The organism is Blautia sp. MSJ-36 (assembly GCF_018917985.1).
Taxonomy (GTDB): domain Bacteria; phylum Bacillota; class Clostridia; order Lachnospirales; family Lachnospiraceae; genus Blautia_A.
Genome location: NZ_JAHLPQ010000013.1, coordinates 26,533 through 52,275, shown reverse-complemented (window position 1 = coordinate 52,275; position 25,743 = coordinate 26,533). Strand labels below are relative to the sequence as shown.

Below are 25,743 nucleotides of genomic sequence, written 5' to 3'. Positions count from 1 at the left end.
TAGTAGGAAGTGCGTGAAAACGATTTCAGAACGTTGCCGGTCACGGAGTGAACAGTAATTTCAGAATCACAATCACAGGATACATGGCATAGGTACCGGGGGAAGAGTAACGAAATGCCAGCAGGATCAGGAGGAGGAAATATGTCAGCATTAACGGTAAGCAAAGACGAAGAAAAAAGACTGAAAGGTCAGGGATTTTTAAATAACAGGGGGACGGATGAATTTTCCGCACGGGTGATCACCGTAAACGGAAAGGTAACAGCAGCACAGCACAGATGCATGGCGGAAGCAGCAGAGAAATTCGGTAACGGAAATCTTACCTACACAACAAGACTTTCCGTGGAGATCCAGGGAATCCCTTACGAAAAGATCGAAAAGTTTCAGGAATTTATCGCAAAAGAAGGTCTGGAGACAGGAGGAACCGGAGCAAAGGTACGTCCGGTAGTATCCTGTAAGGGAACTACCTGCCAGTACGGACTTCTGGATTCCTATGGGATCTCCGAGAAGATTTTTGAAAGATTCTATAAGGGTTATCGCCAGGTTGCACTGCCTCATAAATTTAAGATCGCAGTAGGTGGATGCCCAAACAACTGTGTGAAGCCAAATCTGAACGATGTGGGAATCATCGGACAGAGAATTCCACACTTTGACAGCGAGGCCTGCAAGGGCTGCAAGAAATGTGCCATCGAAGCCGCATGTCCAAATAAAGTGGCGAAAGTCGTTGACGGGAAGCTGCACATCGATGAGGAACTTTGCAGACACTGTGGTCGCTGTGTAGGCAAATGCCCGTTCCATTCCATTCCGGACGGTACCTACGGATTCAAGATCTATATCGGTGGACGCTGGGGAAAGAAAATTTCTCATGGAAAGGCCCTGAACCGGATCTTTACGTCAGAGGAAGAGGCGCTTGATGTAATTGAGAAGGCAATCCTGCTTTTTAAGGACCAGGGATTAAAGGGAGAACGTTTTGCTGAGACTATAGAACGGATCGGATTCGAAAATGCAGAAAAACAATTATTGGAAAAAAATCTTCTGGAAAGAAAAATGGAAATTTTGTCCAAATAGAGATATAAAAAAACTTCCTATTATATAAGCTGTCTGAAACTGGAAAAATGCGAGCAATAATATAAAAATTTTTTATTTCATTTATATAAAATTTTATTATATCACAATACTCACAAAAAACTAAGTGAAAATTTTATTTGAAATATGTAAAATTATGTGATAAAGTATTAACAATACATGAAACTGGAGGTAAAAAGAGTGGAAAACTACATGTATTTGGTGCCGGTGGCAGCAGTACTGGCGCTTCTGTTCGCAGCATACCTTGCATCCAAAGTCAGCAAGCAGGATGCAGGAACAGACAGAATGAAAGAGATCGCAGGTGCGATCGCGGAAGGTGCCCGTGCCTTCTTAACAGCAGAGTACAAGATTCTGGTTATTTTCGTGGCCGTGCTTTTTGTACTGATCGGAATCGGAGTTGGAAGCTGGGTAACAGCGATCTGCTTCGTAGTAGGTGCTCTGTTTTCAACAATCGCAGGATACTGCGGTATGACCGTTGCAACTAAGGCTAACGTAAGAACAGCAAACGCAGCAAAAGAGGGAGGAATGAACAAAGCTCTTTCTGTTGCATTCTCCGGCGGTGCTGTTATGGGTATGTGTGTTGCAGGTCTTGGTGCACTTGGTGTCAGCGTTGTGTATATCATCACAAAGAACGTTGACGTACTTTCCGGATTCAGCCTTGGTGCTTCTTCCATCGCACTGTTCGCCCGTGTTGGCGGTGGAATCTATACAAAGGCAGCTGACGTAGGAGCTGACCTTGTAGGTAAGGTTGAGGCAGGAATCCCGGAGGATGACCCTCGTAACCCGGCTGTTATCGCTGATAACGTAGGTGATAACGTAGGTGATGTTGCAGGTATGGGTGCAGACCTTTTCGAGTCCTATGTAGGATCTCTGGTATCTGCCATTACACTTGGTGCGGCAGCCGGAGCAGTTTCCGGTGTGCTCTATCCGCTGGCTATCGCAGGCTGCGGACTGATCGCATCTATCATTGCAACATTCTTTGTAAAAGGTGATGAAAACTCTAACCCGCAGAAAGCCCTCACAAGAGGAAGCTATGTATCTGCTGCACTTGTTATCATCGTTTCCCTGATCCTCAGCCAGACACTCTTCGGAGGAATGCAGGCAGCCATCGCTGTTATCGCAGGTCTTGTTGTTGGTGTTATCATCGGAAACATTACTGAGTACTACACATCTGCAGATTACAAACCGGTTCAGGGAATCGGCGAGCAGTCTGAGACTGGTGCAGCTACAACTATCATCAGCGGTATCGCTGTTGGTATGAAATCCACAGCATTCCCGATCCTTCTGATCTGTGTTGGTATCTTTGTTGCATACGGAGTAAACGGATTATACGGAATCGCTCTTGCAGCTGTTGGTATGCTTTCTACAACAGGAATCACAGTTGCCGTTGACGCATATGGCCCGATCGCTGACAATGCCGGTGGTATTGCAGAGATGTCCGGACTTGACGAGTCTGTTCGTGAGATCACAGATAAGCTTGACTCTGTAGGTAACACAACAGCAGCTATGGGTAAAGGTTTCGCAATCGGTTCCGCAGCTCTTACAGCACTTGCACTGTTCGTATCTTACGCAAATGCAGTAGGTATGGATGCGATCAATATCCTTGCTCCTCGTGTTACAATCGGTATCTTCATCGGTGGTATGCTTACATTCCTCTTCTCAGCTTTCACTATGGAATCTGTTTCCAAGGCTGCTTACAAGATGATCGAGGAAGTAAGACGTCAGTTCCGTGAGAAACCAGGTATCATGAAAGGTACCGAGAAACCGGATTACAAATCATGCGTTGCAATCTCCACAACAGCAGCTCTTCACGAGATGATGCTTCCTGGAATCATGGCAGTCGTTGTTCCGGTTATCGTAGGTGTTGTTCTAGGTGTTGAGGCTCTTGGTGGACTTCTTTCCGGTGCTCTTGTAACAGGTGTACTGATGGCAATCTTCATGTCCAACGCAGGTGGTGCATGGGATAACGCTAAGAAATACATCGAGACAGGACATCATGGCGGAAAAGGCAGCGAGGCGCACAAAGCAGCCGTTGTCGGCGATACAGTCGGCGACCCGTTCAAAGATACATCAGGTCCGTCCATCAACATCCTGATCAAACTTATGACCATCGTGTCACTGGTATTTGCTCCTCTGTTCTTATCCATCGGAGGACTTCTGTAATCATTATTTCAGAAAAACAGTAAACCCATATTATATAAAAAAGCTCTTTGCAGAGAAATCTGTAAGGAGCTTTTTTGTGCGACAAGCGGCTGATCTGTACGGATAGGTCGTTGAATCCTGGATTAAGGCTCATGCTTCTTTTTCCGGATTTTCGGTCCGTTCTGCCTGTTCGATCAGTGTCTGGTTTACATCATCTTCATAGGTACGCATCTGTACCTGCATGGGTGTGGGATCATCGCTCAGTTTCAGATGTCCGAAATGATTAAAAAAGAGCAGTACACCAAGGCCGATCCCGACAGAGTAGGAGAGCTCCAGAATGGTAAAACCGTCGGAGCTTTTTCCCATGACAAGGGTGTAAAACTGGTCAAAAAGGCTCCCAAGATCCACGTCATTGTTAAAAGTCATAATAGAAAAAGCGGCGCCGAAAAAGGAAACCAGGCATACAAAGAAGATTTTTACATACCGGAGAAGCTTTCCGGTGGCGGAACTGATGCGGTAGGTGATGATGAAATCCGTTTCTCCGATGGGAGAAATATCAACAGAGGGTTCCAGCTTCTGGATCTTTTTCAGAAGATCTGACACGGACATGACATAGCGTCCGGGCTTTGTTCCGTCCAGAACTATTACCGGCATGACCCGGAGCCGGTTGAGGATTTTGGGATTGCTCATGGAAAGGGCGGCAATGTCCTGAAGGTATACATGGGGATTTGTGACTTCGATGTTCTGGTCCAGCTGAAGATAAAGAGTATCACTCATGAGAAAAACTCCTTTCCTGAAACCTTATTTTTTCATCTTCGGACGGAAGAAGAAACTGGCCAGATAGGAGAAGATCAAAGCAGAGGAAACTCCGGCGGCACAGGCAGTAAAGCCACCTGTAAAAAGTCCCAGGATACCGTCTTCTTCAATGGCTTTTTTCATTCCTTCCCACAACACATGGCCGAAACCGATCAGGGGAACGGAAGCTCCGGCACCTGCAAAATCCACCAGCGGCTTGTAGATACCAACGGCACTTAATACGGCACCGCTGCATACCAGAAGTACCATCACGCGGCCAGGCATCAGCTTTGTTTTGTCCAGAAGGATCTGGATCAGGGCGCAGATGAGACCGCCGAACCAGAATGCGTTGAAATAATCCATACTTACACCTCCATATGCTCAATGACAACTCCGTGGGCGATACCTGGAATACTGTCACCTTCGTTGAAACTTACCTTGGAAAGAAGGGCGCCTGTGGGCACAAAAAGAATCCGCTTCCATTCCCCGGATACAACTTTTGGAAGGATATAGGAGGCAAGGACTACGGCAGAACAGCCACAGCCGCTTCCTCCTGCGTGAGTATCCTGAGATGGATTGTCATAGATCAGGATTCCGCAGTCTTTATGAATGGGTGAGAGCTGGATGTTCTGTTCGGACAGAAGATCCAGGAGAATTTTTTGCCCGATGCTCCCCAGATCCCCGGTAAAGACGGCATCGTAATCCGAAGGCTTCCGCCCGAAATCTGAAAAGTTCCGGGCAATGGTGTCGCAGGCAGCAGGAGCCATGCAGCCGCCCATGTTCATGGAATCTTTGAGTCCGTAATCCATGACCCGGCCGGCCGTAAGTCCAGTGATGGCAGCGCAGCCGTTGCCGGAGCGCAGAGGAGATTTTTCCCCGGGAGGGGCTGTGTTCAGAATACAGGCGCCGCTTCCTGTTACAGTCCAGGTGGCAGAAAAGGGCCGCTGATTACCGTATCCCAGAGGAAAACGAAATTCTTTTTCCGCACTTGCAAAATGGCTGGAGGTGGCACATAAGACCCGGGTGCCGAAACCGGCGGTGAGAGCAAGGCAGCCGAGAGACAAGGATTCCCCCATGGTGGAGCAGGCGCCGTAAAGTCCGTAGAAAGGAATTCCAAGCCCGGCGGAACCAAAGCAGGTAGCTGCAGTCTGGGCAAGAAGATCTCCGGCAAACATCAGATGGATATCTTCGGAGTTTAATCCGGCTTTATTCATGGCAAGTGTGGCAGTTTCTTTCTGCAACGTACTTTCCGCGGATTCCCAGGTGTCACAGCCAAACATGGGATCTTCGCAGACCAGGTCAAAAAAATCTCCAAGAGGTCCATCGGCCTCTTTCTGGCTGACGATGGATGCGGCGCTTTCGATATAAAGGGGCTTTGAAAAGGCAATGCTGGATGCACCCAGACGAAGATTTCTGCTCATGATATCACCTCCAGGATTTTTAAGATATAATAGATCACACCTAAGGCCCAGGCGCTTAAGATACCGTAGAGGATTACAGGTCCTGCAATGGTAAAAATCTTGCATCCAATGCCAAAGACCTGTCCTTCTGCCCGGAACTCAATGGCAGATGCAGCCACGGAGTTAGCAAAACCGGTAATGGGAACAAGGCTTCCGGCACCGCCGAATTTTCCGATCTTCGGGTAGATCCCCAATCCTGTGAGAATAACACTTAAGAGGATGAGAAGTACAGAACACCAGGTTCTGGCATCGGAAGTGTCTGCACCGAGAGACTGTGAGATGTTGATAATGACCTGGCCAAGAAGGCAGATCAGTCCGCCCGTGAGAAACGCTTTTGCCATATTCAGGGGCAGACTGTGGGTGGGGGTAAGCTGTTTGACATATTGTTCGTATTTTTTTTCATCAATATTACGCATATGAAAGATCCTTTCGTAAGATGATAGAGAGGCGGTAAGGGTCACATCCAGCCTTTGGCGTAATAAAACAGGGAGCCAAGAGTTTTTCCGGCAGCAATGGAAACGATCACAAGGGAAAGTCCCTGGGTGAATTTCAGCCGCCTGGCAAAGACGGGAAAGACTTTTGCGATTTCCGCCAGTGCCAGAATCCAGCCGCCCAGAAAGATTCCGAAAAAGACTCCACAGACAGCCAGGAAAAAAGGCCCCAGCGGGATCCTGACCGGAAAGAGGGTGACGATAGTTCCGGCAACGGTTCCCAGAAGTGAACTGTCTTCATATAAAAAAATGCAATCAGCGGTGTGAGTGATGCCTGCATAGCGGGGAACAATGGAAAGGCCGATCAGAAGCCCGGAAACCCCTCCTGCCACGATGATACCGGCGCAGAAACCAGTGAAGCATAAAAATGCCTGTTGGAACATGGACGGAACCTCCTTTGTGGATTTCTATGGAAGTAGTATGAGTGAATATAAAATTTTTATGCGGAAATCTTAAAAAACAAGAATATCTGTACATTTTCTGACTTAGATAGTATAATAAAAAAGGCTATAGACAGCGGCGTACAGACGCTGTCTTTCTTAACCAGAAGAAAAAACAGTGTCAGGAGGACGGATATGCAGGATGCTTTTTCACGAATGGAAATGCTCGTTGGAAATACAGGTGTAAAAAAACTCAGCAGGGCGAAGATTGCAGTATTCGGTCTTGGCGGAGCCGGAGCTCAGGCAGCAGAGGCACTTGCACGCTGCGGTGTGGGAAGTCTGACACTGATTGACCATGAAAAAATTTCACTGACCAGTATCAGCAGCCAGATTCTTGCACTTCATTCTACAATTGGTATGAGCAAGGTGGAAGCGGCGAAGAAAAGAATCCGTGATATTGATGAGAATATTCTGGTGCATACCTACGAAACCTTTTATAATGAGGAGACGGCAGGAATGTTTGAGCTGCGCTCCTTTGACTATATTGTGGATGCGCTGGGGACTTTGTCCTCCAAACTGCTTCTGATCAGCAGGGCAGCAGAGGCGCGTGTACCGGTTATTTCCTGTATGGATATGGGAAATAAACTGGATCCGTCCAGACTTGAAATTGCGGATATCAGCAGAACGACGGTATGCCCGGTAGCTAAAGTGATGAAAATGGAATTGCGTAAACGTGGAATCAGGAAACTGAAGGTGCTGTATTCCAGAGAAAGGCCTACAAAGGAGAAGCTGTTCAGACGGAACAGAACGGCCGTGAAGCAGCCGATGGAAGGAAATATTTCGTTTGTCCTGGGAACGGCAGGAAATCTTCTTGCCGGGGAAGTGGCACGGGACATTCTGGCAGCAGGAACGACTTTACGCAGCTGAAAGAGAATATAGATGATACAGGAAATAAAACAGAAAGACTGAGGAACAGAAAAAGTGAATCAAGAAATCAGAAAAATGTTCTGCGATCTTCTTGGAGAAGACCGTGTTTTTACAGAAGAACTTATGAGCCAGCATACTACTTTTAAGATTGGAGGACCAGCCGATTATTTTCTGGTTCCTGAGAAAAGTGAGGATGTAGGAGCAATCGTCAGACTCTGCAAAAAAGAAGGAATTCCATATTTTATTCTTGGAAACGGAAGCAATCTTCTTGTTGGAGACGGCGGTTATCGTGGAGTAGTGATTCAGATCTACAAAAACATGTCTGCCGTAAAGACTGAGGGCACGACAATTACCGCACAGGCAGGGGCATTGCTTTCTGCAGTGGCAGCAGCTGCGAAGAATGCATCTCTTACAGGCTTTGAGTTTGCAGGAGGGATCCCGGGAACGATCGGCGGTGCGGCAGTGATGAATGCAGGTGCATATGGCGGGGAGATGAAAGATGTTCTCTGTGAGGTAACTGTGATGGACAAAGAGGGAGAGATTTTTTCCCTCCCTGCAGAAAAACTGGAACTGGGATACCGTACCAGCGTCATAAAAAAAGCAGGTTATATAGTTCTGGAAGCAAAGATTCAGCTGAAAGAAGGAGACCAGGAAGCCATCCGTGAAACCATGAAGGATCTGACTATCAGGCGTACAACCAAGCAGCCTCTGGAGTATCCAAGTGCGGGAAGTACATTTAAGAGACCGGAAGGTTATTTTGCGGGGAAATTGATTATGGACAGCGGGCTTGCCGGTTATCAGGTGGGCGGTGCCCAGGTTTCCGAAAAACACTGCGGATTCGTGATTAATGCAGGGGGCGCAACTGCAAAGGATGTCCGCACACTGATGGATAATGTAAGGGATATTGTATATAAGAAATACGGAGTTACTCTGGAACCGGAAGTGAAATTCCTGGGTGATTTCGAATAGGAATACAGGAAGAGAAAAGTGGGAAAGGAAGAGAGACTATGCGTTTTGTAATTGTTACAGGAGTTTCAGGAGCAGGAAAAACCGCAGCACTTAAAATGCTGGAGGATATGGGATATTTTTGTGTGGATAATCTTCCGATTCAGCTTCTGGAAAAATTTGCCTCTCTTCTCCCGGAAATGCAGAGTGAGAATGTAAGAAATGTGGCACTGGGAATTGATGCCAGGAGTGGAAGTGCCCTTGATGAGCTGGAAGTGGTTCTTGACCGTATGAAACAGACAGGATATGATTATGAAATTCTTTTTATGGATGCAGAAGATTCTGTCCTTGTGAAGCGTTATAAAGAATCGAGAAGAAGCCATCCGCTGGCAAGAACAGGAAGGGTGGATGAGGGAATCCGTCTGGAAAGGGAGATAACCGGATTCCTCCGCAAGCGGGCGGATTATATCATTGATACCAGCCACCTTCTTACAAGGGAACTCCGTCAGGAAATTGAGAAAATTTTTGTGGATGACAGAGAATTCAGCAACATTATGATCTCGGTTCTTTCCTTTGGCTTTAAGTATGGAATCCCGGCAGACGCGGATCTTGTTTTTGATGTGCGCTTTCTGCCTAATCCTTATTATGTGGATGAACTGCGGCCTCTTACAGGTCTGGATGATGCGGTATTTAATTATGTGATGGACAGCGATGTTGCGAGGGCGTTTGCGGATAAACTGGAAGATATGATTCGTTTTCTGATTCCCAATTATATAAAAGAGGGGAAAACAAGCCTTGTAATCGGCATCGGATGCACAGGCGGCAAACACCGCTCGGTTACCATTGCCAGAGAACTGTATTCCAGGTTGTCAAAAGCGGAGGATTATGGAATTCGTTTGGAACACAGAGATGCGGAGAAGGACAGACTTCTGAAAAAATAATGCAGGAAAAGCACTGCAGTGAAGATATAAAAGAGGGTTCGGGATGTCATTTTCAGGAAAAGTTAAAGAAGAGCTTGCAGGGCAGTTCAGTCCGGCGAGACACTGTCAGGTGGCAGAAATGGCGGCGTTACTCTGTGGCTGCGGTCATGTGGAAAATCTGCCGGACGGAAACAGAAAGCTGTGGATTCAGACAGAAAATGAAGCAGTTGCAAGAAAAAGCTTTACATTATTAAGAAAAACATTTAATATAGAGACAGCGATTGTTATCAGGGAGGGGTCCCATCTGAAACGGGGCAGGGTATATCTTGTAGAAGTTACAGATCCGGCCAGGGCAGAGGAAGTTCTGCAGGGAACGAAACTTTCCGTGGATAACAAAACCGGGTTACTTGAAATGGATAATTCGCTTGTAGTTCAGATGAGTTGCTGCAAGCGTGCGTTTATTCGCGGTACTTTTCTGTCGTCTGGTTCAATCAGCGATCCTGAGAAAGGATATCATTTTGAGATTGTATGTCCGGACAAGAGAAAAGCAGAACAATTACAGGGGATTATCCGCAGTTTTCACGTAGAAGCTAAAATTGTAGTGCGCAAGAAATCATATGTGGTCTATGTGAAAGAAGGCGCACAGATCGTTGACATGCTGGCAGTCATGGAAGCGAACGTAGCACTTATGAATCTGGAGAATATCCGGATTCTTAAGGAAATGCGTAATACAGTGAACCGGAAGGTAAACTGTGAGGCTGCGAATATCAATAAAACGGTAAATGCGGCAGTGAGACAGGTGGAAGACATACAGCTGATCAGCAGAACGGTCGGCTTTGAAAGTTTGAGCGATGCACTGGCTCAGGTGGCTAGGCTGAGGCTTAAGTATCCAGATGCCACACTGAAAGAATTAGGTATGATGTTGAATCCGCAGGTGGGCAAATCAGGTGTGAATCACCGGCTTCGTAAGCTGAGTGAGATCGCAGATGAGCTGCGGGAGAACAAGGAGGAGCTATTATGATTAAAAAACCAATCACTATCAACTTATCCACTGGACTGGAGGCAAGACCAGTAGCACAGCTTGTTCAGGTGGCAAGCCAGTTTAACAGTGAAATTTATGTTGAGATTGGCAAAAAAAGAGTCAATGCAAAAAGTATCATGGGGATGATGACGCTGGGACTTGACGCAGGTGAAGAGATCACACTGTCTGCCAACGGTGATGATGAGAATGCGGCAATGGAGAGCATTGAACAGTATTTAAGCAACCAGTAATCAATTTAGACAGAGCAGTTCACAGAACGGGAAATTCTGTGAATGAGGAATATAAAGGGATACAGACGGAAAGGAAGACCGATTCCCGCTGTATCCCTTTCCGCTTCAAGGCGCTTATTAATATGAAAGAGGAAGATTACCTATGTCAAAAGTATTGAAATTTATTGTACATCTTGTTGTGATATGTACTCTGATCTGTGTGCTGGGGCTTGTTCTTCCACCGTTTTTCGGAGTGAGAACTGTGATCGTGGATAAGTCTGACAGTGCGACGAACCTTCCGGTAGGTTCCGTTACATATGCAATTCCGGAGAAAAGCTCTGAAATCACAGTAGGTACACCGATTCTTGTTGAGAAAGATTCCAAGACATATAAATATACCATCACGAATATTGATGCATCCAAAGGAACAGGAACGGTTACAGATCAGTCTGTTTCTGGAGACAAGACACTTACAATCAAGGTTGGAGATTATGTTCCGAAGGTTGTCATTACCATTGGATATGTGGGATATCTGCTGGTTGCTACAGAAAGCATTGAAGGACTGATTATTCTCGGTCTGGTTGTTCTGTTTTTGATTATTCTTTATGTGATTGCGGAACTCTGGAAAAAAGAGCCGGAGGATGTGCAGGATGACATGGATGATCCGGAACCCGGATATGTAAAATCAAAAAAAGAACTGAAACGGGAAGAAAAAGAACGTGCCAGAAGAATGAAGGAAGAAGAAAAAGAAATCCTTCAGGAAGAGAAAGCGCGTGAACGTAAAAGCAAAAAAGCGGAGAAACGAAAAGTACGTACCGGTGGCTTTGTAGATGAGATTGATGAGGAGGATGTTACGGAACGTCCTGCTGGAAGAAAAGCTTCCGCAATGGCGCGTACAGCACAGACAGCAGCCAGTGAAGCACATGAGGAACTGAAGAAAGAGATTGCGGCAGCTACCTCAGAAGACCTGGAGGAAGCTCCGGCAGCAGAAAGAATACAGAGAAGGCAGCCGGAACCGAAAGCAGCCCGTCCGCAGCCAAGAAGAGCTGTAGAAGCAGGGGAGGAGGAAGAGAAACCGGTTACAATCGGAAGTCTTGCAATGCCGTCTCTTTCCGCAGCACAGCTGGCAAACCGTGTGAAGAAGGCCGGTGATGCACCGGATATCGTAAAAGATGATATCACAAACGTGACATTGTTCGATTACTCAGATATCATCAGCGGTGAAGCAGACGATATGGAAGAATAAATAACTACCTATTATATAAGAAAGAAACGGTTCAGAAATGAGCCGTTTTTTTCTTTTTTAAAAAAATTAAAAAAAATTAAAAAAAACACTTGCATTCTTAAAGATCATCGTATATACTAATCCTTGCTGTGACATTGATAGCTATGAAGCGCGAGGTTGCTACCACATTGGTAGGTTTTCCGTGGAGCGAATGTCAAGTTAGGAAACTGACGACAAGTCACTGTACAAAGTTCAATAACCATCTTGGGATGGGCGTGTGTGCAAATATACCATGACACACACGGAGATGTGTACAGTCGCCGCTTGTCGTACTGCTATATAAGTACGAATAGGAGGAGACTTTTTTTATGGCAAATCAGGTAATGAGAATCACATTAAAGGCATATGATCATCAGCTCGTTGATGCATCTGCAGCAAAGATCATCGAGACAGTAAAGAAGAACGGAGCAATGGTAAGTGGACCGGTTCCGCTTCCTACTAAGAAAGAGGTTGTTACAATCTTAAGAGCTGTTCATAAATACAAAGATTCCAGAGAGCAGTTTGAGCAGAGAACTCATAAGAGACTTATCGATATCCTGACACCAACTCAGAAAACAGTAGATGCACTTTCCAGACTGGAAATGCCGGCTGGTGTTCACATCGATATCAAGATGAAAAACCGCTAATAATGTCATTTGACATTAACTATATGATTACCGAATGGTAATCCGCTATAAGGAGGAAGAAAGAAATGAAGAAAGCTATTTTAGCTACTAAAGTCGGAATGACTCAGATCTTCAATGAAGATGGAATGTTAATTCCGGTAACTGTTTTACAGGCAGGTCCTTGCGTTGTAACTCAGGTTAAAACTGAGGAGAACGATGGATACACATCAGTTCAGGTTGGCTTCGGCGAGATCAGAGAGAAACTGGTCAACAAACCGGAGAAAGGCCACTTTGATAAAGCTGGTGTAGCTGTAAAAAGATTTGTAAAAGAGTTCAGATTTGACAATGCCGGCGAGTATGAGGTTGGACAGGAAATCAAGGCTGACATCTTTGCAGCAGGAGATCACATCGATGCTACTGCAATCTCCAAAGGTAAAGGCTTCCAGGGCGCCATCAAGAGACATGGCCAGTCCAGAGGACCTATGGCTCACGGTTCTAAATATCATCGTCATGCAGGTTCCAACGGCGCTTGCTCCGATCCGAGCAAGGTTTTCAAAGGAAAACATATGCCAGGTCACATGGGACATGTTCAGGTAACTGTTCAGAATCTTGAGATCGTACGTGTAGATACAGAGAATAACTTACTGTTAGTTAAAGGTGCTGTTCCAGGACCTAAGAAATCTTTGGTTACAATCAAAGAGACAGTAAAGTCCTTATAATAGGAAAGGAGGAGCATCAGAATGGCTAATGTAACTGTTTATAATATGGAAGGCAATGAAGTTGGCACAATGGAGCTGAATGACGCAGTATTCGGCGTTGAGATCAACGAGCATCTCGTTCATCTTGCAGTTGTTCGTCAGCTTGCAAATAACCGTCAGGGAACTCAGAAAGCGAAAACTCGTTCTGAGGTAAGAGGCGGCGGAAGAAAACCGTGGAGACAGAAAGGAACAGGTCATGCAAGACAGGGTTCCATCCGTGCACCACAGTGGACAGGCGGCGGTGTTGTATTCGCTCCGGTTCCGAGAGACTATGAAGTAAAAATGAACAAAAAGGAAAGAAGAGCAGCTCTTAAATCCGCTCTGACATCCAAGGTTCAGGATAATAAACTTGTTGTTGTTGACAGCCTTGCACTTGCTGAGGTTAAGACAAAAGAGATGCAGAAGGTTCTTACAAACCTGAAAGCAGAGAAAGCTCTTGTAATCACAGCTGATAACGATCAGAACGTAATTCTTTCTGCAAGAAACATCGCTGACGTGGAAACTGCAACACCGGCTACAATCAACACATACGATGTTATGAAACACAACACCGTAGTTGTTACAAAGGATGCCGTTGCATCTATCGAGGAGGTATACGCATAATGGCAAGTATTCAGTACTATGACGTAATCATCCGTCCGGTTATCACAGAGAAATCCATGAACGCCATGGGTGAGAAAAAATATACATTCCTTGTACATCCAGAAGCAAACAAGACTCAGATCAAAGAGGCTGTTGAGAAGATGTTCGAGGGAACAAAAGTTAAAAGCGTAAACACCATCAACAACGATGGAAAGAAAAAACGCCGTGGAATGGTAGTTGGAAAAACTGCTAAGACCAAAAAAGCTATCGTAGCTCTTACAGAAGAGAGCAAAGATATCGAGATCTTCGAAGGACTTTAATTAACAGCTAAGTCCGAATATGTGCACGAAAGCACGAGAACAAATTCGAAAGGAGAAACATCATGGGAATCAAAAGCTATAACCCATATACACCGTCAAGAAGACATATGACTGGTTCCGACTTCTCTGAGATTACAGCTGCAAAACCAGAGAAATCCCTCGTTACTTCCCTTAAGAAGAACGCCGGACGTAACAATCAGGGTAAAATCACTGTAAGACATCAGGGTGGCGGAAGCAGAAGAAAATACAGAATCATCGACTTCAAGAGAAGAAAAGATGGAATCCCTGCAACAGTTAAAACAATCGAGTACGATCCGAACAGAACAGCTAACATCGCTCTTATCTGCTACGCAGATGGCGAGAAAGCTTACATCCTCGCTCCAGAGGGACTTAAAGTAGGCCAGAAGGTTTACAATGGTCCGGAAGCTGAGGTTCGTGTTGGAAACTGCCTCCCGCTGGAGCTTATCCCGGTTGGTACTATGGTTCACAACATTGAGCTTCATCCTGGAAAAGGCGGACAGATGGTTCGTTCTGCAGGAAACGGCGCACAGCTCATGGCTAAAGAAGGAAAGTATGCAACACTTCGTCTTCCTTCCGGTGAGATGAGAATGGTTCCGATCGTATGCCGCGCAACTGTTGGTGTAATCGGAAACGGAGATCACAACCTTATTAACATCGGTAAAGCCGGACGTAAACGTAACATGGGTATCAGACCTACAGTTCGTGGTTCCGTAATGAACCCGAATGACCATCCACATGGTGGTGGTGAAGGTAAGACCGGTATCGGACGCCCAGGTCCTTGCACACCGTGGGGCAAACCTGCTCTCGGCCTGAAGACCAGAAAGAAAAACAAACAGTCCAACAAGTACATCGTAAGAAGACGCGATGGAAAAGCATTATCGAAATAATAAGGAGGAGAAAGCATGTCTCGTTCACTGAAAAAAGGACCTTTTGCAGACCAGAGCTTACTTAAAAAAGTAGACGCTCTTAACGCTGCAAATGATAAATCCGTAATCAAAACTTGGTCTCGCCGTTCCACAATCTTCCCGTCTTTCGTAGGACACACAATCGCTGTTCATGACGGAAGAAAACATGTGCCGGTATATATCACAGAGGATATGGTAGGACACAAACTTGGTGAGTTCGTTGCAACAAGAACTTACAGAGGACACGGAAAAGACGAGAAGAAGTCCGGAGTACGCTAGTCATCAGATTTATAACTGCCCGCTGTCAGATTAAGACAGCTGGCAGATAACTCAGATATCGAATTTAGGAAAGGAGGCACTTTAAGATGGCAAAAGGACATAGAAGCCAGATAAAGAGAGCCAGAAATGAGAATAATAGAGAGACAAGGCCGTCTGCAAAGTTATCTTATGCAAGAATTTCTGTTCAGAAAGCCTGCTACGTATTAGATGCAATCCGTGGCAAAGATGTACAGACAGCACTTGGTATCCTGACATACAATCCGAGATACGCTTCCAGCGTGATCAAAAAACTGCTTGAGTCAGCAGTAGCAAACGCTGAGAACAACAACGGAATGAACGCAGACAACCTTTATGTTGCAGCATGCTATGCAGATAAGGGACCTACAATGAAGAGAATTCAGCCGAGAGCACAGGGTAGAGCTTACAGAATCGAGAAGAGAACAAGCCATATCACTGTTGTGCTTGATGAAAGGTAAGGAGGAAAAGCATGGGACAGAAAGTTAATCCGCATGGCCTTAGAGTCGGAGTTATCAAGGATTGGGATTCCAGATGGTATGCAGAAGACAAATTTGCTGACTACCTGGTAGAAGACTACAACATCAGAACATTCCTTAAAAAGAAATTATACAGCGCAGGTGTTTCCAAGATCGAGATCGAGAGAGCATCTGACAGAGTTAAGATCATCATCTACACAGCAAAACCTGGTATCGTAATCGGTAAGGGCGGCGCAGAGATCGAGAAAGTTAAATCTGAGCTTCAGAAATACACAGATAAGAAGCTTATCGTTGACATTAAAGAAGTAAAGAGACCGGACAAAGACGCACAGCTGGTTGCTGAGAACATTGCTCTTCAGCTTGAGAACCGTATTTCTTTCAGACGTGCTATGAAGTCCACAATGCAGAGAACAATGAAGGCTGGCGCTAAGGGAATCAAGACTTCCGTATCCGGACGTCTCGGCGGAGCTGATATGGCTCGTACAGAGTTCTACAGCGAGGGAACAATCCCGCTTCAGACACTTCGTGCAGATATCGATTATGGCTTTGCGGAAGCAGACACCACATACGGTAAAGTTGGTGTTAAGGCATGGATCTACAATGGTGAGATTCTTCCGACAAAAGGAACTAAGGAAGGGAGCGATAAATAATGTTAATGCCAAAAAGAGTAAAACGTCGTAAACAATTCCGTGGCTCCATGAGAGGAAAAGCCCTTAGAGGCAATGCTATCAACTATGGTGATTTCGGTCTTGTTGCTACTGAGCCGTGCTGGATCAGATCTAATCAGATCGAGGCAGCCCGTGTTGCTATGACCCGTTACATCAAACGTGGCGGTAAAGTTTGGATTAAGATTTTCCCGGATAAACCGGTAACAGCTAAACCAGCTGAGACTCGAATGGGTTCCGGAAAAGGCGCTCTGGAGTACTGGGTAGCAGTAGTAAAACCAGGTCGTGTTATGTTTGAGATTGCAGGCGTGTCCGAAGAGGTTGCCCGTGAAGCATTACGTCTTGCAATGCACAAGTTACCATGTAAATGTAAAATCGTTTCTCGTGCAGACTTAGAAGGCGGTGATAACAGTGAAAATTAATAAGTTCGTGGAAGATTTAAAAGCAAAGTCAGTTGCAGAACTGAATGAAGAATTAGTAGCTGCTAAAAAAGAGCTTTTCAATCTGAGATTTCAGAATGCAACAAACCAGTTAGACAATACAGGACGAATCAAAGAGGTTCGCAAAAATATTGCCAGAATCCAGACAGTAATCACTGAGCAGGCAAACGCTTCCAAATAGGACAGGAGGACATAAATTGTGGAAAGAAATCTGAGAAAAACCCGCGTGGGTAAGGTTGTCAGCGACAAAATGGATAAGACCATCGTAGTTGCAATTGAAGACCATGTAAAACATCCTCTTTACAAGAAAATCGTGAAGAGAACATATAAATTAAAAGCTCATGATGAGAACAATGAGTGCAACATCGGAGATACCGTTAAGGTAATGGAGACCAGACCGCTGTCCAAAGACAAGAGATGGAGACTGGTTGAGATCGTAGAGAAAGCTAAATAAGGAGGAAACCAGTATGATTCAGCAGGAAACTAGACTGAAAGTTGCCGACAACACTGGTGCAAAAGAAATCCTTTGTATTCGTGTTATGGGCGGCTCTACAAGAAGATATGCAAACATCGGTGACACAATCGTTGCTACGGTTAAAGATGCAACACCAGGCGGCGTTGTTAAAAAAGGTGACGTTGTTAAAGCTGTAGTTGTTAGAACTAAAAAAGGCGCTCGTCGTAAAGACGGATCTTACATCCGTTTCGATGAAAATGCTGCCGTAATTATCAAGGATGACTTAACTCCGAGAGGAACTCGTATCTTTGGACCAGTTGCCAGAGAGCTTCGTGAGAAGAAATTCATGAAGATCGTTTCCTTAGCTCCGGAAGTATTATAGGAGGGTGCCGAATGTCAGCTATGAAAATTAAAAAAGGTGATACTGTAAAAGTTATCGCTGGAAAAGATAAAGGTAAGGACGGAAAAGTTCTTGCAGTTAACGTAAAAGACAACACAGTAGTTGTTGAGAACGTAAACATGGTTACAAAGCACGCTAAACCGTCCGCAGCTAATCAGAACGGTGGAATCGTGACAAAAGAAGCTCCGCTTCACATCTCCAACGTAATGCTCGTTGTAGACGGAAAAGCTACAAGAGTTGGATTCAAGATGGATGGAGACAAAAAAGTTCGTGTTGCAAAGGCAACAGGAAAGACAATCGATTAATTAAGAGAGGAGGCATATAAAGGTGAGTAGATTAAAAGATCTTTACAAGAACGAGATCATGGATGCCATGACCAAGAAATTCGGATACAAAAACGTAATGGAAGTGCCAAAACTCGAGAAAATCGTTGTTAACATGGGTGTTGGCGAGGCAAAAGAGAACGCTAAACTTCTTGACGCTGCAATCGCAGATATGGAACTTGTTACAGGACAGAAAGCAATCGCTACAAAAGCGAAAAAATCTGTCGCTAACTTCAAAATCAGAGAGGGTATGCCGATCGGATGTAAAGTTACCTTAAGAGGCGAGAAGATGTATGAGTTCGCTGATCGTCTTATCAACCTTGCTCTTCCACGTGTACGTGACTTCCGTGGTGTTAACCCGAACGCATTCGATGGCAGAGGAAACTATGCTCTTGGTATCAAAGAGCAGCTGATCTTCCCAGAGGTTGAGTACGATAAGGTTGATAAAGTAAGAGGAATGGACGTTATCTTCGTTACAACTGCTAAAACAGATGAAGAGGCACGCGAATTACTGACATTATTCAACATGCCATTTGCTAAATAGGAGGAAAAGATTCATGGCTAAGACAGCAATGAAAATTAAACAGCAGCGTAAAGCTAAATTCTCCACAAGAGAGTATACTCGCTGCAGAATCTGTGGCCGTCCACATGCATACCTGAGAAAATACGGAATTTGCAGAATCTGCTTCCGTGAGCTGGCATACAAAGGTCAGATCCCGGGTGTTAAGAAAGCTTCCTGGTAGGCCGAGGCGAAAGCAACTTTTTAATCATTTAAATAATATTCACACGACATGTAAAGTCTGAAGAAAGAGGAGGAAACTTACATGACAATGAGCGATCCGATCGCAGATATGCTTACAAGAATCCGTAACGCAAACACTGCAAAACATGACACTGTAGACGTACCGGCATCCAAGATGAAAATTGCTATCGCAAACATCCTTGTAGATGAGGGATACATCGCAAAATATGATCTGGTTGAGGATGGAGTTGTTAAAACTCTTCACATCACACTGAAATACGGTGAGGACAAAAACCAGAAGATCATCACAGGACTTAAGAGAATCTCCAAACCAGGTCTTCGTGTATACGCAGGCAAGGATGAGCTTCCGAAGGTTCTTGGCGGACTTGGTATCGCAATCCTTTCCACAAACAAAGGCGTTATCACTGACAAAGAGGCTCGTAAGCTTCAGGTTGGTGGCGAGGTACTTGCATTTGTATGGTAGTCCATACAGGGCAGTCATATAGCTTTTAAACTGAAAACAGAGAGGGCGAGGGCCCTCTCCGACAATCTAAGTAAGGAGGACAAATTTATGTCACGAATCGGAAGACTTCCGGTTGCAATTCCAGCTGGCGTTGAGGTTACAGTCGCAGATGGAAACGTTGTAACAGTAAAAGGACCTAAGGGAACACTTGAGAGAGCACTCCCGACAGAGTTAGAGATCAAAGTTGAAGACGGTCATGTAGTTGTAACAAGACCGAACGACTTAAAGAGAATCAAAGCCCTTCACGGCTTAACAAGAAGCCTTATCCACAACATGGTTGTTGGTGTAAGCGAAGGATACAAAAAAGAGCTTGAGGTTAACGGTGTTGGTTACAGAGCTGCTAAGCAGGGCAAGAAACTTGTACTTAACCTCGGATATTCTCACCCGGTAGAGATGGAAGATCCAGAAGGTCTTGAGTCCACAGTTGATGGAAACAAGATCATCGTATCTGGTATCAGCAAAGAAAAAGTTGGCCAGTACGCAGCTGAGATCAGAGACAAGAGAAGACCTGAGCCATACAAGGGCAAGGGAATCAAGTACGTTGACGAAGTTATCAGACGTAAAGTCGGTAAGACCGGTAAGAAATAATTAAGGAGAGTGAGAATATGATTAACAAAGCATCCAGAAGCGAAATTCGCGAAAAGAAGCATAGAAGATTACGTCATCATTTAAACGGAACTGCAACTACTCCTCGTCTGGCAGTATTTCGTTCCAACAAGCACATCTATGCACAGATTATTGATGACACAGTTGGTAAAACTTTAGTATCCGCTTCTACTCTCCAGAAGGACGTAAAAGCAGAGCTTGAGAACACTGACGATGTACAGGCTGCAGCAAAAGTCGGAACAGTAATCGGTAAAAAAGCTGTTGAGGCTGGTATCGAGAGCGTTGTTTTCGACAGAGGTGGATATATCTACCACGGAAAAGTTAAAGCACTGGCAGATGCAGCAAGAGAAGCTGGACTGAAATTCTAAGAGGAGGAAAAGAACACATGAAACGTAATCTTATTGATGCTAGTCAGTTAGAGTTAGAAGATAAAGTAGTATCAATCAAGCGTGTTACCAAGGTTGTTAAAGGTGGTCGTAACTTCCGTTTCACAGCTTTAGTTGTTGTAGGTGACGGCAATGGACACGTTGGTGCAGGTTTAGGAAAAGCAGCAGAAATTCCGGAGGCGATCCGCAAAGGTAAAGAGGACGCTATGAAGAAACTTGTTACTGTTGCAAGAGACGAGAACAATTCCATTACACATGACTTCATCGGAAAATTCGGAAGCGCTGAGATGCTTCTGAAGAGAGCTCCGGAAGGTACTGGAGTTATCGCCGGTGGCCCGGCACGTGCCGTAATCGAGCTTGCTGGTATCAAAAACATCCGTACAAAATGTATGGGTTCCAGAAATAAACAGAACGTAGTTCTGGCAACAATCGCAGGCCTGAGCCAGTTAAAGACTCCGGAAGAGGTTGCAAAGCTCCGCGGAAAATCTGTAGATGAGATTCTGGGTTAAGGAGGAAATGGAAATGGCAGATACAATCAAGGTTACACTGGTAAAATCTCCAATCGGTGCAGTACCGAAGCACAAAAAGACTGTAAAAGCTATGGGTCTTACAAAGATGCATAAAACAGTTGAGATGCCAGACAACGCTGCAACTAGAGGAATGATTCAGCAGGTGCAGCACCTGGTAAAAGTAGAAGATTAAGGAGGTGCCAGAATGGAATTATCAAACTTAAGACCCGCAGAGGGTTCCAAGCATAGCGATAACTTCAGAAGAGGCCGTGGACATGGTTCAGGAAACGGCAAAACTGCTGGTAAAGGACATAAAGGACAGCTTGCTCGTTCCGGACACAAGAAACCGGGATTCGAGGGAGGTCAGATGCCTTTATACAGACGTCTTCCTAAGAGAGGTTTCACTAACAGAAACTCTAAAGAAATTATCGCAATCAATGTAGACGTTCTCAATCGTTTTGAGGATGGCGCAGAGGTTACAGTTGACAGCTTACTTGCAAGCGGTGCAATCTCCAAGGCTGGTGATGGTGTTAAGATTCTTGGAAACGGCGAGCTTACAAAAAAACTCAATGTTAAAGTAAACGCTGTCAGCGAGACTGCAAAAACAAAAATTGAAGCTGCTGGTGGTACAGTAGAGGTGATCTAATGTTTGAGACTCTTAAGAGTGTTTTCAAAGTAAAGGAAATGAGAAGGAAACTTCTCTATCTGATCTGGATGATATTCGTGATCAGAATTGGATCCCAGCTTCCTGTACCGGGAGTCGACAGTGACTTCTTTAAGCAGTGGTTTGAATCTAATACCGGTGACGCATTCAATTTCTTTGATGCGTTCACCGGCGGTTCCTTTACTCAGATGTCAATTTTTGCATTGAACATCACACCTTACATTACTTCTTCCATTATCATTCAGCTTCTTACCATTGCTATTCCGGCATTGGAAGAGATGCAGCGTGACGGAGAAGAAGGAAGAAAAAAGCTTACAGCAATCACACGTTATGTAACGGTCGGTCTTGCTCTGTTTGAGTCTGTTGCCATGGCAATCGGATTCGGACGTCAGGGTATGATCCCGAACATGAATTTCCTTAAGGGAATCGTGGTTGTTGCAAGTTTAACAGCGGGTTCCGCAATGCTTATGTGGCTGGGCGAGCGTATTACAGAGAAGGGCATTGGAAATGGTATTTCCATCGTCCTGACTATCAATATCGTGTCCAGAATCCCGAGCGATATATCCCTTCTTTATGAGAACTTCGTCAAGGGCAAAACAATTGCAAAAGGAATGCTTGCAGCCTGCATCATTGCTGTGATCATCCTGGTTGTTGTAGTGCTCGTACTTATCCTCAACGGAGCAGAGAGAAGAATTCCGGTTCAGTATTCCAAGAAGATGGTTGGACGTAAAATGATGGGCGGTCAGTCCACAAACATCCCGCTTAAAGTAAATACTGCCGGCGTTATCCCGGTTATTTTTGCTTCCTCCATTATGTCTTTCCCGTCAATTATTGCACAGTTCGCTGGCAAAGGAAACGGAACAGGCATTGGAAGTGAGATCTTAAGAGGACTTTCCTCCAATAACTGGTGTAATCCAAGTCAGATCCAGTACAGCTGGGGTCTGATCCTGTATGTGGTACTTTGCGTATTCTTCGCATACTTCTATACATCCATTACCTTTAATCCGTTGGAAGTAGCCGATAATATCAAAAAGCAGGGCGGTTTTATCCCAGGCATCCGTCCGGGAAAACCGACTTCAGATTATTTGACTAAAATCCTGAATTATATTATATTTATAGGTGCAGTAGGTCTTGTTATCGTGGCCGTAATCCCGTTCTTCTTCAACGGTGTGTTCGGTGCGAATGTTTCCTTCGGCGGTACATCTATCATCATCATCGTAGGTGTTATCCTGGAGACCGTTAAGCAGGTGGAATCACAGCTGCTTGTACGTAATTACAAAGGCTTCCTGAACTAATTGAAAATGAAGGTTGCGGTGCGAAAGTGTCGCAGCCTTGATTTGTAAACAGGACTGTCTGAAAATCAGGCAGAAAACAGGAAAATGGAGGGTATGCTATGAGAATTATTATGTTGGGTGCACCGGGGGCAGGCAAAGGTACTCAGGCTAAGAAAATTGCGGCGAAATATGGAATTCCGCATATCTCCACAGGAGATATTTTCCGTGCCAACATCAAGAACGGTACTGAGCTTGGAAAAAAAGCAAAAACTTACATGGATCAGGGACTTCTCGTTCCGGATGAACTGACCTGTGACCTTGTTGTTGACAGAATCCAGCAGGATGACGCAAGAGAAGGTTATGTTCTGGATGGTTTTCCAAGAACAATTCCGCAGGCAGAATGTCTGACAGAAGCTCTGAATAAACTTGGAAGCAAAATTGACTATGCAATCGATGTGGATGTGCCGGATGAGAACATCGTGAAACGTATGGGCGGACGCCGTGCATGTGTGAAATGTGGTGCAACTTATCACGTTGTATTTGCAGCACCGAAGACAGAAGGTGTCTGCGATACCTGTGGTGACAAGCTTGTACTCCGTGACGATGACAAGCCGGAGACAGTCCAGAAACGTCTGAATGTTTATCATGAGCAGACACAGCCATTGATTGACTATTACACCACACAGGGTGTTTTGAAGACGGTAGACGGAACCAGGGACCTGAATGAGGTATTCCAGGAGATCGTTGACATCTTAGGAGAATAAGAATGTCCGTAACAATTAAGACACAGCATGAAATAGAACTTATGAGAGAATCCGGCCATCTTCTTGAGAAGGTGCACGATGGTTTGATCCCTTACATCAAACCAGGTGTCAGCACCAAGGAGATTGATAAGATCGGTGAAGAAATGATCCGGTCTATGGGCTGTATTCCGAACTTTCTGAATTACGGAGGTTTTCCGGCTTCTTTCTGTATCAGCCTGAATGACGAGGTTGTGCATGGAATTCCATCCGAAGAGAAGATTATCCAGGACGGGGATCTGGTTAAGATCGACGCCGGCCTGATTTACAAGGGCTACCATTCTGACGCAGCACGTACCTATGCGGTAGGTGAAGTATCCAAAGAAGCACAGCAGCTCATTAAAGTTACAAGAGAGTGCTTTTTTGAAGGACTGAAAATGGCAAAAGCCGGAAATCATTTAAATGATATTTCCAAAGCCATTGGAGCCCACGCAGCGAAATACCGTTACGGTATTGTACGTGACCTTGTAGGACATGGAATCGGAACTCATCTTCATGAGGATCCACAGATTCCAAACTTCCCGCAGAAGCGCAGGGGCATCAAGCTCCTTCCGGGAATGACCCTGGCCGTCGAGCCCATGATCAACCTTGGTCGTGCGGACGTGGCATGGCTGGACGATGAGTGGACAGTAGTAACCATGGATGGTTCACTTTCCGCACATTATGAAAATACGATCCTCATCACCGATGGGGAACCAGAGATTCTGACGCTTACGAATCTGTAAGCAGCAATTGTTGTCATGACATAGGAGGTAAAAAATGTCAAAAGCAGATGTGATCGAAGTAGAAGGCACTGTTCTGGAGAAACTGCCTAACGCGATGTTTAAAGTAGAACTGGAAAACAAACATGTGGTACTTGCCCATATCAGCGGTAAGCTCCGTATGAACTTCATCCGTATTCTCCCGGGAGATAAAGTAACGATCGAACTTTCTCCGTATGATCTTTCCAAGGGAAGAATCATCTGGAGAGATAAATAAGAAATATTGTAAAAGATGACCTGGTGGCGTTAAGCTGCCAGGTCTTTTTTAGGCCTTTTCTGCAGAAAAAGAATCTGAAGTGGAGTTTATCACTCACATTTTTTTCACGCTTTAAACATAAAATGAACAGATTTTGCTGATATAGTATGAGCATACAAAAAAGAGAGGTGTTCATATGAAGAAAAAATATCTTGCAGCGATCTTGGGAGTTATGATGGCAGCTACATCTGTTACTGCATGCGGGGCAGCGACAACAGAGACAACAACGAATACAGCGGAAAGTTCAGAGAATAAAGAAACAGAAGATACAACAGTAGAGAGTGCAGAAAGCACAGATGATAGTGACAGCAGTGCAGATGTGGATAAAGAGGATTCTGATGAGGAAGATGTGACCTACGGTGAAGTGAAATCTGTGGAAGACGGAAAGATCACCATCGCAGTTGGAACGATGAAAGAAATGGGCGGAAATGGTGGAGCCCCAGGCGGTGACCAGGGCGGTGCGCCGGACGGCAATAATTCCCAGAGTGAAAACATCGAACTCTCCGACATCCAGGAAGGTGACATCGTAGCCATCACCACAGACGATGATGGAAACGCCCTTACTATTAAAGTACAGAGCTCAGACATGGGCGGCGGTCAGGGAGGTCCTGGTGGAGCACCTGGTGGACAGTCCCAGGGAGTAGACAGCTATGATGCAGCCAATACGTACGATTCTGATACAGAGGTATCCGATACATCCCTGGAATCTACAGGAACAGACGAGAATGCGGCACTTGTTTCCTCAGGAGCCAATGTAACTTTCGATAATGTAAATATCACAAGAAATTCGTCCGACAGCACAGGCGGCGACAACTCCAGTTTTTACGGCGTAGGAGCAGCACTTCTTGCAACAGACGGAAATGCCTATGTAAAAGGCGGAACTGTAACCACTGACGCAGCCGGTGGAGCAGGACTTTTTGCCTACGGCGACGGAACTGTTTATGCGGCAGATACCACCATCAAGACAATACAGGATACTTCCGGTGGAATCCATGCAGCTGGTGGCGGTAAATTATACGCCTGGGATCTGAATGTGGAGACAGACGGAGAATCTGCAGCAGCCATCCGAAGTGACCGTGGCGGCGGAACCATGGTAGTAGACGGCGGAACTTACGCATCCAACGGTGTAGGATCACCGGCAGTATACTGCACCGCAGATACTTCAGGCAGCGATACCGTTGCCTCCTGGTCTGATTATGAAGTGGAGAAACCAGATACCCTCTAAAAAAGAACATCCCTTTTGCAAAAAATATAAATGAAAAGAATCCCGTGGAAACGTTTAAAACCGTTTCTGCGG

The 25,743-nt window shown here is 45.2% G+C and carries 39 protein-coding genes; 34 read left to right on the top strand and 5 right to left on the bottom strand.

Annotation, left to right across the window (positions count from 1 at the left end; genetic code table 11):
* Positions 1 to 141 precede the first annotated feature (141 nt).
* Together KQI39_RS10605 and KQI39_RS10600 are read left to right on the top strand one after the other, a co-directional pair.
* Positions 142 to 1,065 carry a 4Fe-4S binding protein gene (locus KQI39_RS10605; RefSeq protein ID WP_216418254.1) on the top strand — a complete coding sequence of 308 codons (924 nt, stop codon included), beginning with the start codon at positions 142 to 144 and terminating at the stop codon, positions 1,063 to 1,065.
* A 198-nt stretch (positions 1,066 to 1,263) separates the two neighbouring features.
* Positions 1,264 to 3,246 carry a sodium-translocating pyrophosphatase gene (locus KQI39_RS10600; protein WP_216418252.1) on the top strand — a complete coding sequence of 661 codons (1,983 nt, stop codon included), beginning with the start codon at positions 1,264 to 1,266 and terminating at the stop codon, positions 3,244 to 3,246.
* A gap of 129 nt (positions 3,247 to 3,375) precedes the next feature.
* On the opposite strand, the gene KQI39_RS10595 is transcribed toward KQI39_RS10600, so the two are convergent.
* From KQI39_RS10595 to KQI39_RS10575, 5 genes are read right to left on the bottom strand one after another with little or no spacing between them, the layout of a single operon-like run.
* Positions 3,376 to 4,002 carry a stage V sporulation protein AA gene (locus KQI39_RS10595; RefSeq protein WP_173762667.1) on the bottom strand — a complete coding sequence of 209 codons (627 nt, stop codon included), beginning with the start codon at positions 4,000 to 4,002 and terminating at the stop codon, positions 3,376 to 3,378.
* A 24-nt stretch (positions 4,003 to 4,026) separates the two neighbouring features.
* Positions 4,027 to 4,383 (bottom strand): SpoVA/SpoVAEb family sporulation membrane protein, encoded by a 357-nt coding sequence (locus KQI39_RS10590; RefSeq protein ID WP_021977054.1) that lies wholly within the window; start codon positions 4,381 to 4,383, stop codon positions 4,027 to 4,029.
* 2 nt (positions 4,384 to 4,385) lie between these two features.
* On the bottom strand, positions 4,386 to 5,441 hold the full coding sequence (locus tag KQI39_RS10585; protein WP_148447504.1) for a stage V sporulation protein AD: 1,056 nt from the start codon (positions 5,439 to 5,441) through the stop codon (positions 4,386 to 4,388).
* Positions 5,438 to 5,896, bottom strand: coding sequence for a SpoVA/SpoVAEb family sporulation membrane protein (locus KQI39_RS10580; RefSeq protein ID WP_148447502.1), 459 nt, complete (start codon positions 5,894 to 5,896; stop codon positions 5,438 to 5,440). The genes KQI39_RS10585 and KQI39_RS10580 overlap by 4 nt, the downstream gene beginning before the upstream one ends.
* 41 nt (positions 5,897 to 5,937) lie before the next feature.
* Complete coding sequence (locus KQI39_RS10575) at positions 5,938 to 6,354, bottom strand: stage V sporulation protein AB (RefSeq protein WP_173762666.1); 417 nt, start codon at positions 6,352 to 6,354, stop codon at positions 5,938 to 5,940.
* Positions 6,355 to 6,546: 192 nt separating this feature from the next.
* On the opposite strand from KQI39_RS10575, the gene KQI39_RS10570 reads away from it, so the two are divergent.
* From KQI39_RS10570 to KQI39_RS10415, 32 genes are all read left to right on the top strand, one after another.
* Positions 6,547 to 7,278, top strand: coding sequence for a tRNA threonylcarbamoyladenosine dehydratase (locus KQI39_RS10570; protein ID WP_216418250.1), 732 nt, complete (start codon positions 6,547 to 6,549; stop codon positions 7,276 to 7,278).
* Between the two features lie 54 nt (positions 7,279 to 7,332).
* Positions 7,333 to 8,247: a UDP-N-acetylmuramate dehydrogenase gene (murB, locus tag KQI39_RS10565; RefSeq protein WP_330596956.1), complete on the top strand. Its 915-nt coding sequence runs from the start codon at positions 7,333 to 7,335 to the stop codon at positions 8,245 to 8,247.
* A gap of 38 nt (positions 8,248 to 8,285) precedes the next feature.
* Positions 8,286 to 9,164 (top strand): RNase adapter RapZ, encoded by an 879-nt coding sequence (gene rapZ / locus KQI39_RS10560; RefSeq protein ID WP_148447496.1) that lies wholly within the window; start codon positions 8,286 to 8,288, stop codon positions 9,162 to 9,164.
* A gap of 43 nt (positions 9,165 to 9,207) precedes the next feature.
* Positions 9,208 to 10,164, top strand: coding sequence for a DNA-binding protein WhiA (whiA, locus tag KQI39_RS10555; RefSeq protein ID WP_148447495.1), 957 nt, complete (start codon positions 9,208 to 9,210; stop codon positions 10,162 to 10,164).
* Positions 10,161 to 10,415 carry an HPr family phosphocarrier protein gene (locus tag KQI39_RS10550; protein WP_015526913.1) on the top strand — a complete coding sequence of 85 codons (255 nt, stop codon included), beginning with the start codon at positions 10,161 to 10,163 and terminating at the stop codon, positions 10,413 to 10,415. The genes whiA and KQI39_RS10550 overlap by 4 nt, the downstream gene beginning before the upstream one ends.
* 142 nt (positions 10,416 to 10,557) lie before the next feature.
* Positions 10,558 to 11,640 carry a hypothetical protein gene (locus KQI39_RS10545; RefSeq protein WP_216418249.1) on the top strand — a complete coding sequence of 361 codons (1,083 nt, stop codon included), beginning with the start codon at positions 10,558 to 10,560 and terminating at the stop codon, positions 11,638 to 11,640.
* A 347-nt stretch (positions 11,641 to 11,987) separates the two neighbouring features.
* The gene (gene rpsJ / locus KQI39_RS10540; protein ID WP_015526916.1) at positions 11,988 to 12,305 is read left to right on the top strand and encodes a 30S ribosomal protein S10; all 318 of its coding nucleotides are present in this window, start codon (positions 11,988 to 11,990) and stop codon (positions 12,303 to 12,305) included.
* Between the two features lie 65 nt (positions 12,306 to 12,370).
* Positions 12,371 to 13,003, top strand: a complete 633-nt coding sequence (gene rplC / locus KQI39_RS10535) for a 50S ribosomal protein L3 (protein WP_118608611.1) — start codon at positions 12,371 to 12,373, stop codon at positions 13,001 to 13,003.
* Between the two features lie 21 nt (positions 13,004 to 13,024).
* Complete coding sequence (rplD, locus tag KQI39_RS10530; RefSeq protein ID WP_021976669.1) at positions 13,025 to 13,645, top strand: 50S ribosomal protein L4; 621 nt, start codon at positions 13,025 to 13,027, stop codon at positions 13,643 to 13,645.
* Positions 13,645 to 13,944, top strand: a complete 300-nt coding sequence (rplW, locus tag KQI39_RS10525) for a 50S ribosomal protein L23 (RefSeq protein WP_021976670.1) — start codon at positions 13,645 to 13,647, stop codon at positions 13,942 to 13,944. Before rplD ends, rplW begins: the two co-directional genes overlap by 1 nt.
* Before the next feature lie 62 nt (positions 13,945 to 14,006).
* Complete coding sequence (gene rplB / locus KQI39_RS10520) at positions 14,007 to 14,852, top strand: 50S ribosomal protein L2 (RefSeq protein ID WP_015526920.1); 846 nt, start codon at positions 14,007 to 14,009, stop codon at positions 14,850 to 14,852.
* Positions 14,853 to 14,867: 15 nt separating this feature from the next.
* On the top strand, positions 14,868 to 15,149 hold the full coding sequence (gene rpsS / locus KQI39_RS10515; RefSeq protein WP_015526921.1) for a 30S ribosomal protein S19: 282 nt from the start codon (positions 14,868 to 14,870) through the stop codon (positions 15,147 to 15,149).
* A gap of 86 nt (positions 15,150 to 15,235) precedes the next feature.
* The gene (gene rplV, locus KQI39_RS10510) at positions 15,236 to 15,625 is read left to right on the top strand and encodes a 50S ribosomal protein L22 (protein ID WP_015526922.1); all 390 of its coding nucleotides are present in this window, start codon (positions 15,236 to 15,238) and stop codon (positions 15,623 to 15,625) included.
* A gap of 11 nt (positions 15,626 to 15,636) precedes the next feature.
* Positions 15,637 to 16,293, top strand: coding sequence for a 30S ribosomal protein S3 (gene rpsC, locus KQI39_RS10505; RefSeq protein WP_216418247.1), 657 nt, complete (start codon positions 15,637 to 15,639; stop codon positions 16,291 to 16,293).
* Complete coding sequence (gene rplP / locus KQI39_RS10500) at positions 16,293 to 16,730, top strand: 50S ribosomal protein L16 (protein ID WP_118062095.1); 438 nt, start codon at positions 16,293 to 16,295, stop codon at positions 16,728 to 16,730. The genes rpsC and rplP overlap by 1 nt, the downstream gene beginning before the upstream one ends.
* Positions 16,720 to 16,929, top strand: a complete 210-nt coding sequence (rpmC, locus tag KQI39_RS10495) for a 50S ribosomal protein L29 (protein ID WP_021650762.1) — start codon at positions 16,720 to 16,722, stop codon at positions 16,927 to 16,929. The genes rplP and rpmC overlap by 11 nt, the downstream gene beginning before the upstream one ends.
* Positions 16,930 to 16,947: 18 nt before the next feature.
* Positions 16,948 to 17,202, top strand: a complete 255-nt coding sequence (gene rpsQ / locus KQI39_RS10490; protein ID WP_118513007.1) for a 30S ribosomal protein S17 — start codon at positions 16,948 to 16,950, stop codon at positions 17,200 to 17,202.
* 13 nt (positions 17,203 to 17,215) lie between these two features.
* A complete protein-coding gene (gene rplN, locus KQI39_RS10485) occupies positions 17,216 to 17,584 on the top strand; it encodes a 50S ribosomal protein L14 (protein WP_019162495.1) in 369 nt (122 codons plus the stop codon).
* Between the two features lie 11 nt (positions 17,585 to 17,595).
* A complete protein-coding gene (rplX, locus tag KQI39_RS10480; RefSeq protein ID WP_021650764.1) occupies positions 17,596 to 17,907 on the top strand; it encodes a 50S ribosomal protein L24 in 312 nt (103 codons plus the stop codon).
* Between the two features lie 22 nt (positions 17,908 to 17,929).
* Positions 17,930 to 18,469, top strand: coding sequence for a 50S ribosomal protein L5 (rplE, locus tag KQI39_RS10475; protein WP_021650765.1), 540 nt, complete (start codon positions 17,930 to 17,932; stop codon positions 18,467 to 18,469).
* A gap of 13 nt (positions 18,470 to 18,482) precedes the next feature.
* Entirely contained in the window at positions 18,483 to 18,668 is a 186-nt protein-coding gene (locus tag KQI39_RS10470) for a type Z 30S ribosomal protein S14 (protein WP_015526927.1), read from the top strand.
* Between the two features lie 81 nt (positions 18,669 to 18,749).
* Positions 18,750 to 19,151: a 30S ribosomal protein S8 gene (rpsH, locus tag KQI39_RS10465; RefSeq protein WP_015526928.1), complete on the top strand. Its 402-nt coding sequence runs from the start codon at positions 18,750 to 18,752 to the stop codon at positions 19,149 to 19,151.
* A gap of 87 nt (positions 19,152 to 19,238) precedes the next feature.
* Positions 19,239 to 19,778 carry a 50S ribosomal protein L6 gene (rplF, locus tag KQI39_RS10460; RefSeq protein ID WP_015526929.1) on the top strand — a complete coding sequence of 180 codons (540 nt, stop codon included), beginning with the start codon at positions 19,239 to 19,241 and terminating at the stop codon, positions 19,776 to 19,778.
* Between the two features lie 17 nt (positions 19,779 to 19,795).
* On the top strand, positions 19,796 to 20,164 hold the full coding sequence (gene rplR, locus KQI39_RS10455; RefSeq protein ID WP_015526930.1) for a 50S ribosomal protein L18: 369 nt from the start codon (positions 19,796 to 19,798) through the stop codon (positions 20,162 to 20,164).
* A gap of 17 nt (positions 20,165 to 20,181) precedes the next feature.
* Positions 20,182 to 20,691, top strand: a complete 510-nt coding sequence (rpsE, locus tag KQI39_RS10450; RefSeq protein ID WP_015526931.1) for a 30S ribosomal protein S5 — start codon at positions 20,182 to 20,184, stop codon at positions 20,689 to 20,691.
* A 13-nt stretch (positions 20,692 to 20,704) separates the two neighbouring features.
* On the top strand, positions 20,705 to 20,884 hold the full coding sequence (rpmD, locus tag KQI39_RS10445) for a 50S ribosomal protein L30 (protein WP_015526932.1): 180 nt from the start codon (positions 20,705 to 20,707) through the stop codon (positions 20,882 to 20,884).
* Between the two features lie 12 nt (positions 20,885 to 20,896).
* Complete coding sequence (gene rplO, locus KQI39_RS10440; protein WP_118608610.1) at positions 20,897 to 21,337, top strand: 50S ribosomal protein L15; 441 nt, start codon at positions 20,897 to 20,899, stop codon at positions 21,335 to 21,337.
* Entirely contained in the window at positions 21,337 to 22,650 is a 1,314-nt protein-coding gene (gene secY, locus KQI39_RS10435; RefSeq protein WP_178004416.1) for a preprotein translocase subunit SecY, read from the top strand. Before rplO ends, secY begins: the two co-directional genes overlap by 1 nt.
* Before the next feature lie 98 nt (positions 22,651 to 22,748).
* On the top strand, positions 22,749 to 23,393 hold the full coding sequence (locus KQI39_RS10430) for an adenylate kinase (protein ID WP_195567335.1): 645 nt from the start codon (positions 22,749 to 22,751) through the stop codon (positions 23,391 to 23,393).
* 2 nt (positions 23,394 to 23,395) lie between these two features.
* Positions 23,396 to 24,154, top strand: coding sequence for a type I methionyl aminopeptidase (map, locus tag KQI39_RS10425; RefSeq protein ID WP_021975812.1), 759 nt, complete (start codon positions 23,396 to 23,398; stop codon positions 24,152 to 24,154).
* Positions 24,155 to 24,188: 34 nt separating this feature from the next.
* Positions 24,189 to 24,407 (top strand): translation initiation factor IF-1, encoded by a 219-nt coding sequence (infA, locus tag KQI39_RS10420; protein WP_005428560.1) that lies wholly within the window; start codon positions 24,189 to 24,191, stop codon positions 24,405 to 24,407.
* 175 nt (positions 24,408 to 24,582) lie between these two features.
* Positions 24,583 to 25,671, top strand: coding sequence for a hypothetical protein (locus tag KQI39_RS10415; RefSeq protein WP_216418245.1), 1,089 nt, complete (start codon positions 24,583 to 24,585; stop codon positions 25,669 to 25,671).
* Positions 25,672 to 25,743: the final 72 nt, after the last annotated feature.

Bases quoted from the DNA above. Each gene is read 5' to 3' on its own strand.
- KQI39_RS10605 (WP_216418254.1), top strand. From the start codon at position 142: ATGTCAGCATTAACGGTAAGCAAAGACGAAGAAAAAAGACTGAAAGGT.
- KQI39_RS10595 (WP_173762667.1), bottom strand. From the start codon at position 4,002: ATGAGTGATACTCTTTATCTTCAGCTGGACCAGAACATCGAAGTCACA.
- KQI39_RS10590 (WP_021977054.1), bottom strand. From the start codon at position 4,383: ATGGATTATTTCAACGCATTCTGGTTCGGCGGTCTCATCTGCGCCCTG.
- KQI39_RS10585 (WP_148447504.1), bottom strand. From the start codon at position 5,441: ATGAGCAGAAATCTTCGTCTGGGTGCATCCAGCATTGCCTTTTCAAAG.
- KQI39_RS10580 (WP_148447502.1), bottom strand. From the start codon at position 5,896: ATGCGTAATATTGATGAAAAAAAATACGAACAATATGTCAAACAGCTT.
- KQI39_RS10575 (WP_173762666.1), bottom strand. From the start codon at position 6,354: ATGTTCCAACAGGCATTTTTATGCTTCACTGGTTTCTGCGCCGGTATC.
- KQI39_RS10570 (WP_216418250.1), top strand. From the start codon at position 6,547: ATGCAGGATGCTTTTTCACGAATGGAAATGCTCGTTGGAAATACAGGT.
- rapZ (WP_148447496.1), top strand. From the start codon at position 8,286: ATGCGTTTTGTAATTGTTACAGGAGTTTCAGGAGCAGGAAAAACCGCA.
- whiA (WP_148447495.1), top strand. From the start codon at position 9,208: ATGTCATTTTCAGGAAAAGTTAAAGAAGAGCTTGCAGGGCAGTTCAGT.
- KQI39_RS10550 (WP_015526913.1), top strand. From the start codon at position 10,161: ATGATTAAAAAACCAATCACTATCAACTTATCCACTGGACTGGAGGCA.
- KQI39_RS10545 (WP_216418249.1), top strand. From the start codon at position 10,558: ATGTCAAAAGTATTGAAATTTATTGTACATCTTGTTGTGATATGTACT.
- rpsJ (WP_015526916.1), top strand. From the start codon at position 11,988: ATGGCAAATCAGGTAATGAGAATCACATTAAAGGCATATGATCATCAG.
- rplC (WP_118608611.1), top strand. From the start codon at position 12,371: ATGAAGAAAGCTATTTTAGCTACTAAAGTCGGAATGACTCAGATCTTC.
- rplD (WP_021976669.1), top strand. From the start codon at position 13,025: ATGGCTAATGTAACTGTTTATAATATGGAAGGCAATGAAGTTGGCACA.
- rplW (WP_021976670.1), top strand. From the start codon at position 13,645: ATGGCAAGTATTCAGTACTATGACGTAATCATCCGTCCGGTTATCACA.
- rplB (WP_015526920.1), top strand. From the start codon at position 14,007: ATGGGAATCAAAAGCTATAACCCATATACACCGTCAAGAAGACATATG.
- rpsS (WP_015526921.1), top strand. From the start codon at position 14,868: ATGTCTCGTTCACTGAAAAAAGGACCTTTTGCAGACCAGAGCTTACTT.
- rplV (WP_015526922.1), top strand. From the start codon at position 15,236: ATGGCAAAAGGACATAGAAGCCAGATAAAGAGAGCCAGAAATGAGAAT.
- rpsC (WP_216418247.1), top strand. From the start codon at position 15,637: ATGGGACAGAAAGTTAATCCGCATGGCCTTAGAGTCGGAGTTATCAAG.
- rplP (WP_118062095.1), top strand. From the start codon at position 16,293: ATGTTAATGCCAAAAAGAGTAAAACGTCGTAAACAATTCCGTGGCTCC.
- rplN (WP_019162495.1), top strand. From the start codon at position 17,216: ATGATTCAGCAGGAAACTAGACTGAAAGTTGCCGACAACACTGGTGCA.
- rplX (WP_021650764.1), top strand. From the start codon at position 17,596: ATGTCAGCTATGAAAATTAAAAAAGGTGATACTGTAAAAGTTATCGCT.
- KQI39_RS10470 (WP_015526927.1), top strand. From the start codon at position 18,483: ATGGCTAAGACAGCAATGAAAATTAAACAGCAGCGTAAAGCTAAATTC.
- rpsH (WP_015526928.1), top strand. From the start codon at position 18,750: ATGACAATGAGCGATCCGATCGCAGATATGCTTACAAGAATCCGTAAC.
- rplF (WP_015526929.1), top strand. From the start codon at position 19,239: ATGTCACGAATCGGAAGACTTCCGGTTGCAATTCCAGCTGGCGTTGAG.
- rplR (WP_015526930.1), top strand. From the start codon at position 19,796: ATGATTAACAAAGCATCCAGAAGCGAAATTCGCGAAAAGAAGCATAGA.
- rpsE (WP_015526931.1), top strand. From the start codon at position 20,182: ATGAAACGTAATCTTATTGATGCTAGTCAGTTAGAGTTAGAAGATAAA.
- rpmD (WP_015526932.1), top strand. From the start codon at position 20,705: ATGGCAGATACAATCAAGGTTACACTGGTAAAATCTCCAATCGGTGCA.
- rplO (WP_118608610.1), top strand. From the start codon at position 20,897: ATGGAATTATCAAACTTAAGACCCGCAGAGGGTTCCAAGCATAGCGAT.
- secY (WP_178004416.1), top strand. From the start codon at position 21,337: ATGTTTGAGACTCTTAAGAGTGTTTTCAAAGTAAAGGAAATGAGAAGG.
- KQI39_RS10430 (WP_195567335.1), top strand. From the start codon at position 22,749: ATGAGAATTATTATGTTGGGTGCACCGGGGGCAGGCAAAGGTACTCAG.
- map (WP_021975812.1), top strand. From the start codon at position 23,396: ATGTCCGTAACAATTAAGACACAGCATGAAATAGAACTTATGAGAGAA.
- infA (WP_005428560.1), top strand. From the start codon at position 24,189: ATGTCAAAAGCAGATGTGATCGAAGTAGAAGGCACTGTTCTGGAGAAA.
- KQI39_RS10415 (WP_216418245.1), top strand. From the start codon at position 24,583: ATGAAGAAAAAATATCTTGCAGCGATCTTGGGAGTTATGATGGCAGCT.